Genomic DNA, 11,881 nt, shown 5'->3' with positions numbered 1-11,881 from the left:
TTCTAGCACAGCGATATTTTTAACGCCGTGGTTCTTGGCCAAGTAGTAGGCCGTTGCCAAGCCGTGGCCGCCACCACCAATGATAATGACATCATAGGATGGTTTTAGCTGCGGGCTGGTCCAGGCAGGTTCCCAGCCTTTGTTATGCTTGAGCCCTTGCTTGAACAGGCTCCACAGGGAGTAGCGATTTTTGGACATGGTTCATCTCGTACATGACAGTTCGATGACTCGATAAATTACGTAAATAATCTATCAATTTTGATAAGCGTATTCTGCTGAATTAGCAATATTAATTAACCTGCAAAAATGGACATTTGATACACTATAAGCGACATTTCCGGACATATATTTCATGACGATGCCAGATCACCCGCTACATATTGGCTTTATCCTCGCCCCGCAATTTACTTTAGCGCCATTTGCCAATTTTATTGATGCGCTACGGTTAGCCGCAGATGATCAAGATTTAAGTCGGCAAATCCGGATCAAATGGAAAGTCATGAACCACAACTGGATTCCAGTAAAGGCAAGTTGCGGCGTCGAGATTAGTCCTACCTCCGCTTTATTAGACCCTGCAGAGTTTGACTACATCGTGATTGTGGGCGGGCTCATTCATAGTGGCAAACGAACCCCAAATGAGTTGATCCAATACTTAAAGCGAGCCGCTCAAGCAAAAGCCGGGCTTATTGGCATTTGTACGGGTAGCTTTATTTTGGCCAGAGCAGGCCTCATGGACGGCAAAAGATGCTGCGTATCTTGGTTTCATTACAAACAATTTATCGAGGAATTTCCTCATCTAGATACGCATTTTGAAGAGGTTTATATTGCGGATAGAGATCGGATTACCTGCGCAGGTGGCACAGGCGTTATCCATTTAGCTTCGTACCTGATTGAAAGGCACTTAAGCCGATTTGATGCAGCAAAATCATTACGGATCATGCTAGAAGACAGCAACATGTCTTTACAAAGCCAACAACTGCAACCTTTACCACCCAATATTCGAGAATCTAGCAATCCACACGTAAAAAAAGCAATGCTCTATATTGAACAACATATGTCATCGCCTCTGACGAGCAAAGCCATCGCAGAAAGGCTAAATCTTTCTGTTAGACATCTGGAACGCTTATTTATTGCAGAAACAGGTGAAACACTCGCCAACTTTAGCAAACATTTACGGCTAAATCGCGCTAGTGAAATGCTAAAGCTAAGCCCGCACCCCATTAACGACATCGCGATAGAATGTGGTTTTAGTAATAGCACCCACTTTGCTCGTGTCTTTAAACAAACTTACTCAGTCACTCCGTCTACTTATCGTCATCAATATCAAACTAAGCAGGCAACACCTCAACCAAACAATCATAAAATGTAGGTGCCTGCCCAAGATCCGTTAATGCCTGACTAGTAAGCTCATTGGCATTTTTGCCATCTGGTGCTTTCTTTTTCCACCAAATAGAAGGAATCACCACCACGCCCTTCCGAACTTTTGGCGTAACAATCGCGGTTAACAATAATTCGCCACGGTCATTTAATGCCTTCACTTGCTGTCCATCCTTTATCCCGCGCAAAATGGCATCGTCCGGATGAATTTCAATCGTCGGCACCGCTGGTTTTGGCATTAAGGTTTGAATATTCGCAAAGGTCGTATTCATAAAATTACGCGCAGGCGGGCTAATCATAGCTAGCGGATATTTTTCTGCCAAAGAAGGATTACTTTTTTTGCTCTCTATTGGCGCGACAAAATCAGGCAACGGGTCCAAGCCTTCTTTTTCTAGCGCTACAGAATAGAAATGGCACTTCCCATCCGTTGTATAAAATCTGCCTTCGGCAAAAGGCGCATCAGGCAAATTAAGTTGAAACCAACCGGTTTCTCGCAGTTGCTCTCTCGATATCCCTAATAGCGCAGGATGATCGACATCAATCGCTTGAGCTAACAATGTTTCGTCATCTTCGGTAAAACAAGCATCGGCCAATCCCATTTTCTTAGCCAACTGCCTAAATATTTCGGTATTCGATAAACATTCGCCCGGCGCACTTACCGCTTTTTCATTCACGACATACCATGTATGACCATAGGATTTATGAATATCTAAATGCTCCATCTGCATCGTCGCTGGTAGAACTATATCCGCGTAATCACAGGTATCTGTCAAAAAGTGCTCTAACACCACTGTAAATAAATCTTCTCTTGCAAAGCCTTTTGCTACTTTGACAGAGTCTGGGGCTACAGCGACAGGGTTGGAGTTATAAACAACGACTGCTTCCACTTTTGGCCCAAATGCCTCATCGCCAAGATGGCAAAGTGCATCACCAATCGTACTCATATTAATGGTACGTGGTGGATGAGCTGGATCAGGTAGTAAATCAGGTCGTTGCAACGACGCCATATTGACAGGAAAGAATCCAGAGCTCGACAACAACAAGCCCCCTGCCCGATTTCGCCAAGCGCCAACGAGTGTTGGTAGACAAGCAACCGCTCTAACCGCCTGGCCACCGCCATGGCTACGTTGCATACCATAATTTAGACGAATAGCGACTGGCGCCTTTTCTATAACAGCTGTCTCACCGTATAACTTTGCAAACCACTCCAACTCAGCGGCCTCAATACCGCAAATATCAGCAACCACCTCTGGTGAATAGCGCTTCGCTCTCTCTTTTAACTCATCAAACCCAACGCTAAATTGTGTGATGTAGTCATGATCAAGCCAATTATTTTGGATTAACAAATTCATCACGCCAAGCGCAAATGCCCCATCTGTCCCGGGCAGCAAGGCAATGTGAGCATCACACTTTTCTGCAGTTAATGAACGATAAGGATCAATCGCCACCACCTTTGCGCCCAACCGTTTTGCATCTTGAATTCGGCTCCACAAATGTAAGTTGGAGGTAATACTGTTTGTCCCCCAAAGCACAATTAATTTAGACTCATTAAAGAACTGCATCTGCATCCCTACGCCCGCCCCATAGGTATGCTTTAACGCCGTACTCCCTGCGCTGGCACAGATTGTCTTACCCAACAAACTCGCGCCCAATCGGTGAAACAGTCTGGCTGACATACTATCAGCCTGCACCAACCCCATCGTACCCGCATAGTTATACGGCAAGATAGACTCGGGCGATCGCTTGGCAATTTCAGTCAATTTACCCGCGATGGTATCTAGTGCTTCACCCCAACTAATTTGCTCGAACTTACCCTCTCCTTTTTGTCCGACTCGTTTTAAAGGATGTAAGACACGCTCAGCGTGGTACAAGCGTTCGGTATATTTAGCAACCTTCGTGCAAAGCGCACCCTTTGTCGGCTCATGATCAGGCGCCCCATTCACCTTAATTACCCGGTCATTTTCAACGGTAATTTGCATGGCACAGGTATCTGGACAGTCATGGGGGCAAGCCCCTTTCACTAAGGTTTTCATTCGGAATTCGATTCTTAACGGGATATAACGATAGTACCAAAAGAAAAAGCGCATGAGTAACACCATGCGCTTTTATCAGTTAAGTGCAATGGGTTTAACTAGATGCGCGCGCATCACCCCAGCGTAAATGACAGTTTTCATCACTGTGATAAAGCGTTTCACCATGCCTATTGACGCAATAGTCAGGTGACAAAATCACTTCATGGCAACGCTGCCCTTCATCGACCCGAGTATATTCAAACAAAATACTCTGAGAGACTGTACTATTTTTACGGAGTACAGAGCCATGTCCAATCCAAGTTGGACCATTAATAATCACGCCTGGCTCAACTTTTACATTCGAACCGATATACACCGGTCCATTAATGGTCACTTGATCCCAAGCCACCGAAGTATTCAAACCCACCCAAACATCATCCGAATGCTGTTTACCAGGCATTCTCATTTCAGATACTTCACCTCTCAACACCTGCTGTAATACAGACCAATAGTCACTCACTCGCCCAATATCAATCCACTTAAACGGCCTAGACTGTACAAAGAAAGGAAGTTGTTTTTCAACGAGCGTTGGGAATAATTGACTACCAATATCGTACTCAACTGCATTCGGCACCAAATCCAACACAGCGGGTTCAAAAATGTAGATACCAGTACTCGCTAAGGTTGACTTTGCCTCTGCAGGACTAGGCTTCTCTTGGAAACTCTTTACTAGCCCATTTTCATCAGAAACAACGATGCCGTAGTTCTTTACTTGCTCCAAAGGGACATCTAGCGCGATCACGCTGGCGATAGCATTTTTTGCATGATGCTCTTCAATGGCTGCCGTCAAATCTAGGTCAATCAGCGCATCACCACAAATCACCAAGGTCGTTTCATCAAAAAAACCACCAAAGTCTTGGATTCGCTTCATTCCACCGGCAGAACCAAATGGCTTTGGCAGCACCTCGCCATGCTGACGTACACCTTCATAGGCATAGCCAATCTCAACCCCCCAGCGTCTACCATCACCAAAATAGCGTTCAATACTGGTATGGTTATAAGCCACATTCACCATAATCTCAGTAATGCCATGCCTTGCCAGATGCTCAATCAAATACTCCATTACCGGCTTGCCTAAAATTGGCACCATCGGCTTTGGTGTATTTTTTGTTAGTGGTCTAACTCGAGTACCTTGGCCTGCGGCCAAAATCATTCCCTTTGCCACGTAATATCCCTTTTAAGCGTAAGCTAAGTATTACTAATTATACGGTTCGGCCAATTGGGTAATATTCAAACCCAATTGACTGCATCATTTTTGGATCATACAGATTGCGACCATCAAAAATAACTGGCGCACTCAAACGTTGACGAATTTCATCAAAATCAGGGCTTCTGAACGCCTTCCATTCCGTCACAATCACCAGTGCATCTGCATTTTTCAATGCATCCAATGGATTTTCTGCATATGTTAAACCCGATTGATCCTGAAAAATACGCTTAGCTTCATCCATTGCAACCGGATCATACGCACAAACAGTTGCACCATTCGTAATCAAATCGTTAATCACGACACGGCTAGTGGCTTCACGCATATCATCCGTATTCGGTTTAAATGCCAAGCCCCAAATGGCAATATGCTTACCTGACAAGTCATTTCCGAATCGTTTTAGCACTTTTGTTGTTAATACTTGCTTCTGCGCATTATTCGCCGCTTCAACCGCATTCAGAATTTTCAAATGCTGCTCATATTCGTCACCCGTGCGGATTAATGCTTGTACATCTTTCGGGAAACAAGATCCCCCATAGCCACAACCGGCATACAAGAAGTGGTAGCCAATACGCACATCAGAGCCAATCCCAACCCTAACTTGCTCTATATCCGCCCCTACTTTTTCTGCAAGCAGCGCTAATTCATTCATAAAACTAATACGCGTAGCCAACATCGCATTGGCTGCATATTTGGTCAGTTCCGCACTTCGCACGTCCATAATCACTAACTTGTCATGATTACGCTGGAAAGGCGCATACAAGGCACGCATCAACTCAATTGCTTTGGGGTCTTCCGCACCAACCACAATTCGATCTGGGCGCATAAAGTCATCTACTGCAGCACCCTCTTTTAAAAACTCTGGGTTAGAAACTACCGAGTAAGGAATCTCTACGCCACGTTTGGCAAGTTCATCGGCGATTGCCGCTTTCACTTTATCCGCCGTTCCAACAGGTACTGTGCTTTTATCTACAATGACTTTATAGCCATCCATCAAACGGCCAATATTTCTAGCGGCAGACAATACATACTGTAAATCGGCAGAACCATCTTCGTCTGGCGGAGTGCCAACTGCAATGAACTGAATCTGACCAAATGCAACCGCTTCTTCAACTGAAGTAGTAAAAGAAAGCCGGCCGGCAGCAACATTTCGTTCAACCACTTTATCCAAACCGGGTTCATGGATAGGAATCCCTCCGTTCTTCAAAATTTCAATCTTGCGAGGATCAAGATCCAAACAAAGAACAGTGTTTCCCATTTCGGCCAAACACGCGCCAGAAACTAAACCAACATAACCAGTACCAACAACAGTAATTTTCATACGATTACATTCCAATTCAATCTTTAATTGGCTTCATTTACTTAGGCAACTTTTCCAGCCAAACAAGATAGGTAAATCTCCGGATCAGGTTGAGAACCATATCGCTGAGCATGCCAAATCATTTCACCCAAACAATCCATCACCGCATGTTCCGCATCATGAACAGACCCATACTTAAGCGATAACTCTTGATGATAGCGTTTCACCCCTTTCGGTTGATCAATAGAGATTTGCTCTCTAATCGAAAGATGCATCATCAGATGTAAAAAAGGATTGGTATCACCCATTTCAGGAGAAAAATCTTTATCCAGAAATTTATCTGGATTAGATAAAAAATCATGATATTCCGGATGTAAACCCATCACATCAACAGCCATCATTTCCAGATCGGTTTGCGGCATGCCTTCTAGATGTTTTTTCCAGCTATCAAATAAAAACTGGCGAGCCTGATCTCTAGTCGGGTTAAACATTCATTCGTTCTTTCATTTACCTGGTTTTGCAGGATACTCACACAAATCTTCAATCAAACAAGACTCGCACTTCGGTTTTCTAGCAATACAGACATATCGTCCATGTAAGATCAACCAATGATGAGCATCAATCAAGAAGTCTTTGGGAATCAATCGAACCAAACGATCTTCCACTTCACGCACCGTTTTCCCTGGCGCTAGCTTGGTACGATTTGCCAACCGAAAGATGTGCGTATCAACAGCCATGACAGGCTGCCTAAAAATTGTATTTAAAATCACGTTTGCCGTTTTACGCCCGACCCCTGGTAAAGCTTCTAACATTTCACGATTAGCCGGCACGATCGAGTCATATTTTTCGACAAGAATCTTACATGCCTCAATAATATGTTTAGCTTTACTTCGATACAAACCCAATCGGTTAATAAAAACCTCCAATTGCGCCTGCCCCAAGGCATAAATGGCTTCGGGTGTATTCGCTACTTTATATAATTCTCGGGTACAAATATTGACGGCTTTATCCGTAGACTGTGCAGATAACACAACGGCAATCAATAATTCGAATGGCGTCTGATATTCTAACTCTGTTTTCGGTTCAGGGTTGGCAGCAGCCAATCGACTGAATATTTGATATCGCTTTTCTGCGTTCATGTTTTAGCGAAAAACTTTAAAAGAGTTTTTAAAAGAGTTGCATTATATCGTTTTATCAAACGACATGCGAAATGAGGTGACTGATAAAGTACAAAACAAAAAACCCGCTAGCAAGTTGCTAGCGGGTTTTGTTTGGCGTCCCCACGGGGATTCGAACCCCGGTTACCGCCGTGAAAGGGCGATGTCCTAGGCCTCTAGACGATGGGGACAAACTTTTAAATTACTGTGCCGAGGCAATTAACACAGCAACTTTTAAACTTTTTGTTAATCGCGTTTTGCATCGCGTTCAACAGAGATTCGCATTATATGCATGTAGGCCATACTTGTAAACCCCTTTTTCAAAATTTTTTCAGGCCCAGTCCAAAATCACCTTTCCGCTGTTGCCAGAACGCATAATCTCAAAGCCTTCCGCATAGGACTCAACAGGAAAGTGATGAGTAATCATCGGACTTAAATCTAGGCCACTTTGCAACATAGAAACCATCTTATACCAGGTTTCAAACATTTCACGACCATAAATTCCTTTAATCTCCAATCCTTTAAAAATGACTTGCGTCCAATCAATTTGGCAATTCGCCGGCTGAATCCCCAACATTGCAATTTTTCCACCATGGTTCATTGCGTCTAACATTGAAGAAAAAGCTTGGGGTACGCCAGACATCTCTAGACCAACGTCAAACCCTTCTGTCATCCCAAGGGAGCTCATCACTTCTGGCAATGACTCTTTCGCAATATTGACTGCTTTCGTAACCCCCATTTTTACAGCAAGTGACAACCGGTATTCATTCACATCGGTAATCACCACATTTCTAGCGCCAACATGCTTTGCAATCGCCGCAGCCATAATGCCAATTGGACCCGCCCCAGTAATCAGAACATCCTCACCGACTAAGTTAAAACTAAGCGCGGTGTGAGTCGCATTTCCAAAAGGATCAAAAATTGCAGCTAAATCATCTGATATATCGTCAGGAATTTTAAATGCATTAAATGCAGGGATGACTAAATACTCAGCAAAAGCTCCCTCGCGGTTTACCCCCACACCAACTGTATTTCTGCACAAGTGTCGTCGACCAGCACGGCAATTCCGACAGAAGCCACAAGTAATGTGCCCTTCCCCAGAAACACGGTCGCCAATTTGAAAACCGCGAACCTCTTGCCCAATCTCAACAATTTCCCCCACATATTCATGACCTACTTGAATAGGCCAAGGGATCGTTTTTTGCGCCCATTCGTCCCAATTCCAAATATGAATATCCGTCCCACAAATAGCCGTTTTTTTAATTTTAATTAATACATCGTTATGCCCCACTTCAGGACGCTTTACTCTAGTTAGCGTCAGTCCAGGAGCATTTTCAGTTTTGACCAGTGCTTTCATTTGCCTCTCCTTAAATGACACCTAATTGGCGGCCTACCTTAATAAAAGCAGCAACAGCTCTGTCAATTTGCTCAAATGTATGGCTCGCGGACATTTGTGTACGGATACGTGCACGACCTTTAGGTACAACAGGGTAAGAGAAACCAATCACATATACGCCCTCTGCCAACAAAGCATCAGCCATATTTTTTGCCACTTTTGCATCACCAAGCATAACAGGAATAATTGGGTGTTCACCTGCCAATAACTCAAAACCAGCTGCTTGCATCTGAGATCTAAATCGCAAAGCATTCGCTTTCAATTGCGCTCTAAGGGCATCCCCCTCTTCTCCAGCGGCAATCTTGATTGCTGCTAATGAAGCCGCTGCTATCGAAGGCGTCAAAGAATTTGAAAATAAATACGGACGAGCACGCTGACGAAGTAGCTCAATAATAGGTGCAGGACCTGACAAATATCCACCAGCGGCGCCACCAAGCGCCTTACCAAGGGTGCCAGAAAATACTGCGATTTGCTCAGTGACTTGATGATATGCAGCAGTACCACTACCTTTTGGACCAATAAAGCCAACTGCATGTGAGTCATCCACCATCACAAGTGCACCATACTTTTTGGCAACTTCACAAATTGCAGATAGATCAGCGATAACGCCATCCATGGAAAAGACGCCATCTGTTACAACCATCATAAATTTAGCACCAGCCGCTTTAGCTGCAATGAGTTGCTGCTCTAAATCCTGTGCATTATTGTTCTGATAACGATATCTAGCAGCTTTACATAACCGAACACCATCAATAATAGATGCATGATTCAGCACATCACTAATGACTGCATCATTTTCAGTTAGCAACACTTCAAAAACAGCAGCATTTGCATCGAAGCAGCTAGAAAATAAAATAGTATCTTCGGTACCAAGGTAATCAGAGATCGATTTCTCGAGTTCCTTGTGCACACTTTGCGTACCACAAATAAAACGAACTGACGCCATCCCAAAGCCATCCACATCAAGTGCTTGTTTTGCAGCACTGACGAGACGGGCATCGTTTGCTAATCCTAAATAATTATTGGCACACATATTAATTACATCATTTTGCTGAGCCAAACCCACTTCAGTCCCTTGTGGAGAAACAATCACGCGCTCTGATTTATAAAAACCATCTTCGCGAATTTGTTGAAGTGTCTGATTGATGACCTGGATGAATTCTTGATTCACTTTGCATCTCCTAAGGATGTCGAGATATAGATGATCTCGCTATACTTCAATATAGTTATCAATTAGTATTTTAAAATACAATATATAGAACGCATTTCCAATATACCGGAAGTGTAGACTAGGAGAGTGAAAATGACAACCCACCATCTAGAAGAAGAAAGCCCTCCAAAAATTGGTAGCCTGATCCAGTCACTCAGAACACAAAGAGGGATGACGCTAGAAGATTTATCTAGAATTGCAGGCGTATCGAAATCGATGCTTTCAGAAATTGAAAGAGATAGAGCAAATCCAACAATTGCAGTAACATGGCGACTTGCCAATGCATTTGGCATGGGACTAGATCAACTCTTTGCAAGTACAGTCGAAGATTCTGCCACCATACAACTCGTGAGCGTGCCGGAAACACCGACGATGAGTAGCAATTTTCATCATTACCAACTAAGAATTCTTGGCCCGATGAGTCTTGCAGGGAAATACGAATGGTATGAATTGATTCTCGCTAAAGAAGGAAAACTGCAGTCAGAAGCACATGATCCAGGGACAGAAGAGCATCTAACGGTGATTTCAGGAGAGGTTGAAATTACGCAAAATGGGCAGATCCAAATTGTTCAGCAGGGTGAAACTGCAAGATACAAAGCAGATGTGCCACATACAATTCAAAACTTAAGAACAGGTGAAACAAGGGGGCTGCTAGTTGTGATTCACAATAATAGCTAAACAGCAAGCCAATGACCATTCATTAACCGCAAGTGAAATTACCAAACAAAAACATTCTAAAAATCCTCATGTAGCTATCACTTGTTAAATTCTTATTCAAACCAACTTCGTTCCCTCGCACATTAGGTTTTCTACGAAATATCAAACTTCAAGACATTCAGCTGACGACCGATGCTACTAAAATGAAAATAGGTGATATACACAACCTCAAAATAGATTTCTCTTACAAGAGCTATGAACCTGACAAGACTTTCACAGTCAATCAATTAAAGCACACGCAAATTAAGCCATAAGGTAATCATGAAAATTTTATTAGACTCAAAAAAATTGCTTGGGATAACCGCATTAAGTCTTATCATTTCCAGCACAGTTCAAGCAGGAGATCTCACTGCACGACCAGAAGTGGGTAAGTTTATAGACACAATGGTCCAAAAACATGGCTTTAATAAAGAGGCTCTATACAGAGTATTTGATGATGTCGTTGAAAAACCAAAAATCATCGAAATTTTAGATCGACCATCTACAGCAAAACCTTGGTACCAATATCATCCAAACTTCATTAATGTAAAACGAATTAGCAATGGGCTCGCCTTCATCAGAGAAAACCAAGATGCACTAACAAGGGCTGAACAAAAATATGGTGTACCAGGAGAATATATTGCAGCAATTCTAGGAGTAGAAACTGACTATGGTCGCAATACAGGTAGTTTTAGAGCAATAGACGCTATAACAACGATCGCATTTGATTATCCAAGAAGGTCCGAATACTACCTACAAGAACTAGAACAGTTCTTGATCCTAGCTAGAGATGAAAATGAAGAAGTAAATTCATTTAAAAGCTCATATGCCGGTGCATTAGGACTACCCCAATTCATGCCTTCTTCGTTTCATCAATATGCAGTAGATGGTAATGGCGATGGCCATAAAGACATTTGGAATACACCAGAAGATGCCATAGACAGTGTTGCTAATTATCTACAGTCGTTTGGATGGAAACCAAGCTCACAAAATGTGATCAAAGCAAATGTATCAGGGGAAACGTACCCAACCGTTGTTGCCGAACGTTTCAACTTAAAATATACAATCGCTGACATGGCGCCTTTTGGTATCCAACCGCAAACTGAAGTAGATCCAAAAGAAAAAGCTATCTTATTCCCAATCGAATCAGCGCCAGGAAAAGTAGAATACTTATTAGGCTTAAATAACTTCTATGTTATTACGAGATATAACAAAAGCACACTATATGCACTCAGCGTGATTAACCTTGCCGAGGCACTAAAAACTGCAAAAAATAACTTGAAATCAAGCAGTTAATAAAAAGGCAGATTTTCTGCCTTTTTTGTAACCTTCTTAGAAGGGAATATAGAGATCTTTAGAAGTACATCAGGCCAGAATTTGGCGAAGAAACTGCCATTTATTAGGGCAAATAGCCGATGAGAAGCGAGGAAGTGGCCCGCTCAGAGTAACGGTATAAAGCAGAATGT

General features: G+C 43.0%; 11 protein-coding genes and 1 tRNA gene. 3 read left to right on the top strand and 9 right to left on the bottom strand.

All coding sequences use genetic code 11. The features are described 5' to 3' along the window. Nucleotides 1-198 (bottom strand): FAD-dependent oxidoreductase (locus tag LIN78_RS17755; protein ID WP_227179522.1); only part of this gene is annotated, 198 nt, incomplete at its 3' end. A gap of 154 nt (nt 199-352) precedes the next feature. Between LIN78_RS17755 and LIN78_RS17750 the strand changes: the two genes are divergently transcribed. Then, a complete protein-coding gene (locus LIN78_RS17750; protein WP_227182226.1) occupies nt 353-1,369 on the top strand; it encodes a GlxA family transcriptional regulator in 1,017 nt (338 codons plus the stop codon). Here the strand turns inward: LIN78_RS17750 and LIN78_RS17745 are convergent. The 8 genes from LIN78_RS17745 to LIN78_RS17710 all read right to left on the bottom strand — a co-directional run bounded on the left by LIN78_RS17745 (nt 1,329) and on the right by LIN78_RS17710 (nt 9,680). Then, nucleotides 1,329-3,464 carry a molybdopterin-containing oxidoreductase family protein gene (locus LIN78_RS17745; RefSeq protein WP_227182225.1) on the bottom strand — a complete coding sequence of 712 codons (2,136 nt, stop codon included), beginning with the start codon at nt 3,462-3,464 and terminating at the stop codon, nt 1,329-1,331. The genes LIN78_RS17750 and LIN78_RS17745 overlap by 41 nt on opposite strands. Before the next feature lie 40 nt (nt 3,465-3,504). After that, nucleotides 3,505-4,614, bottom strand: coding sequence for a nucleotidyltransferase family protein (locus tag LIN78_RS17740; RefSeq protein WP_227182224.1), 1,110 nt, complete (start codon nt 4,612-4,614; stop codon nt 3,505-3,507). A gap of 37 nt (nt 4,615-4,651) precedes the next feature. Then, nucleotides 4,652-5,977, bottom strand: coding sequence for a UDP-glucose dehydrogenase family protein (locus LIN78_RS17735; protein ID WP_227182223.1), 1,326 nt, complete (start codon nt 5,975-5,977; stop codon nt 4,652-4,654). 41 nt (nt 5,978-6,018) lie between these two features. After that, nucleotides 6,019-6,447, bottom strand: coding sequence for a DUF1841 family protein (locus tag LIN78_RS17730; RefSeq protein WP_227182222.1), 429 nt, complete (start codon nt 6,445-6,447; stop codon nt 6,019-6,021). A 12-nt stretch (nt 6,448-6,459) separates the two neighbouring features. Further along, nucleotides 6,460-7,095, bottom strand: coding sequence for an endonuclease III (nth, locus tag LIN78_RS17725; RefSeq protein ID WP_227182221.1), 636 nt, complete (start codon nt 7,093-7,095; stop codon nt 6,460-6,462). 133 nt (nt 7,096-7,228) lie between these two features. Then, nucleotides 7,229-7,304: transfer RNA gene (locus LIN78_RS17720), tRNA-Glu, on the bottom strand. A gap of 140 nt (nt 7,305-7,444) precedes the next feature. Then, nucleotides 7,445-8,470 (bottom strand): L-threonine 3-dehydrogenase, encoded by a 1,026-nt coding sequence (gene tdh, locus LIN78_RS17715; protein ID WP_227182220.1) that lies wholly within the window; start codon nt 8,468-8,470, stop codon nt 7,445-7,447. Between the two features lie 10 nt (nt 8,471-8,480). After that, nucleotides 8,481-9,680 carry a glycine C-acetyltransferase gene (locus LIN78_RS17710; RefSeq protein ID WP_227182219.1) on the bottom strand — a complete coding sequence of 400 codons (1,200 nt, stop codon included), beginning with the start codon at nt 9,678-9,680 and terminating at the stop codon, nt 8,481-8,483. A 132-nt stretch (nt 9,681-9,812) separates the two neighbouring features. Between LIN78_RS17710 and LIN78_RS17705 the strand changes: the two genes are divergently transcribed. Together LIN78_RS17705 and mltB are read left to right on the top strand one after the other, a co-directional pair. After that, a complete protein-coding gene (locus LIN78_RS17705; RefSeq protein WP_227182218.1) occupies nt 9,813-10,397 on the top strand; it encodes a helix-turn-helix domain-containing protein in 585 nt (194 codons plus the stop codon). A 300-nt stretch (nt 10,398-10,697) separates the two neighbouring features. Continuing rightward, nucleotides 10,698-11,711: a lytic murein transglycosylase B gene (gene mltB / locus LIN78_RS17700; RefSeq protein ID WP_227182217.1), complete on the top strand. Its 1,014-nt coding sequence runs from the start codon at nt 10,698-10,700 to the stop codon at nt 11,709-11,711. Nucleotides 11,712-11,881: the final 170 nt, after the last annotated feature.

It is taken from the genome of Leeia speluncae, from assembly GCF_020564625.1.
GTDB classification, from domain to species: domain Bacteria; phylum Pseudomonadota; class Gammaproteobacteria; order Burkholderiales; family Leeiaceae; genus Leeia; species Leeia speluncae.
Note: the sequence above shows the minus strand (reverse complement) of the source record. Positions and strands in the feature narration are given on the sequence as shown.

Coding starts and splice junctions, on each gene's coding strand:
- LIN78_RS17735 (WP_227182223.1), bottom strand. CDS start 5,977: ATGAAAATTACTGTTGTTGGTACTGGTTATGTTGGTTTAGTTTCTGGC.
- nth (WP_227182221.1), bottom strand. CDS start 7,095: ATGAACGCAGAAAAGCGATATCAAATATTCAGTCGATTGGCTGCTGCC.
- LIN78_RS17730 (WP_227182222.1), bottom strand. CDS start 6,447: ATGTTTAACCCGACTAGAGATCAGGCTCGCCAGTTTTTATTTGATAGC.
- LIN78_RS17750 (WP_227182226.1), top strand. CDS start 353: ATGACGATGCCAGATCACCCGCTACATATTGGCTTTATCCTCGCCCCG.
- LIN78_RS17705 (WP_227182218.1), top strand. CDS start 9,813: ATGACAACCCACCATCTAGAAGAAGAAAGCCCTCCAAAAATTGGTAGC.
- tdh (WP_227182220.1), bottom strand. CDS start 8,470: ATGAAAGCACTGGTCAAAACTGAAAATGCTCCTGGACTGACGCTAACT.
- LIN78_RS17745 (WP_227182225.1), bottom strand. CDS start 3,464: ATGCGCTTTTTCTTTTGGTACTATCGTTATATCCCGTTAAGAATCGAA.
- mltB (WP_227182217.1), top strand. CDS start 10,698: ATGAAAATTTTATTAGACTCAAAAAAATTGCTTGGGATAACCGCATTA.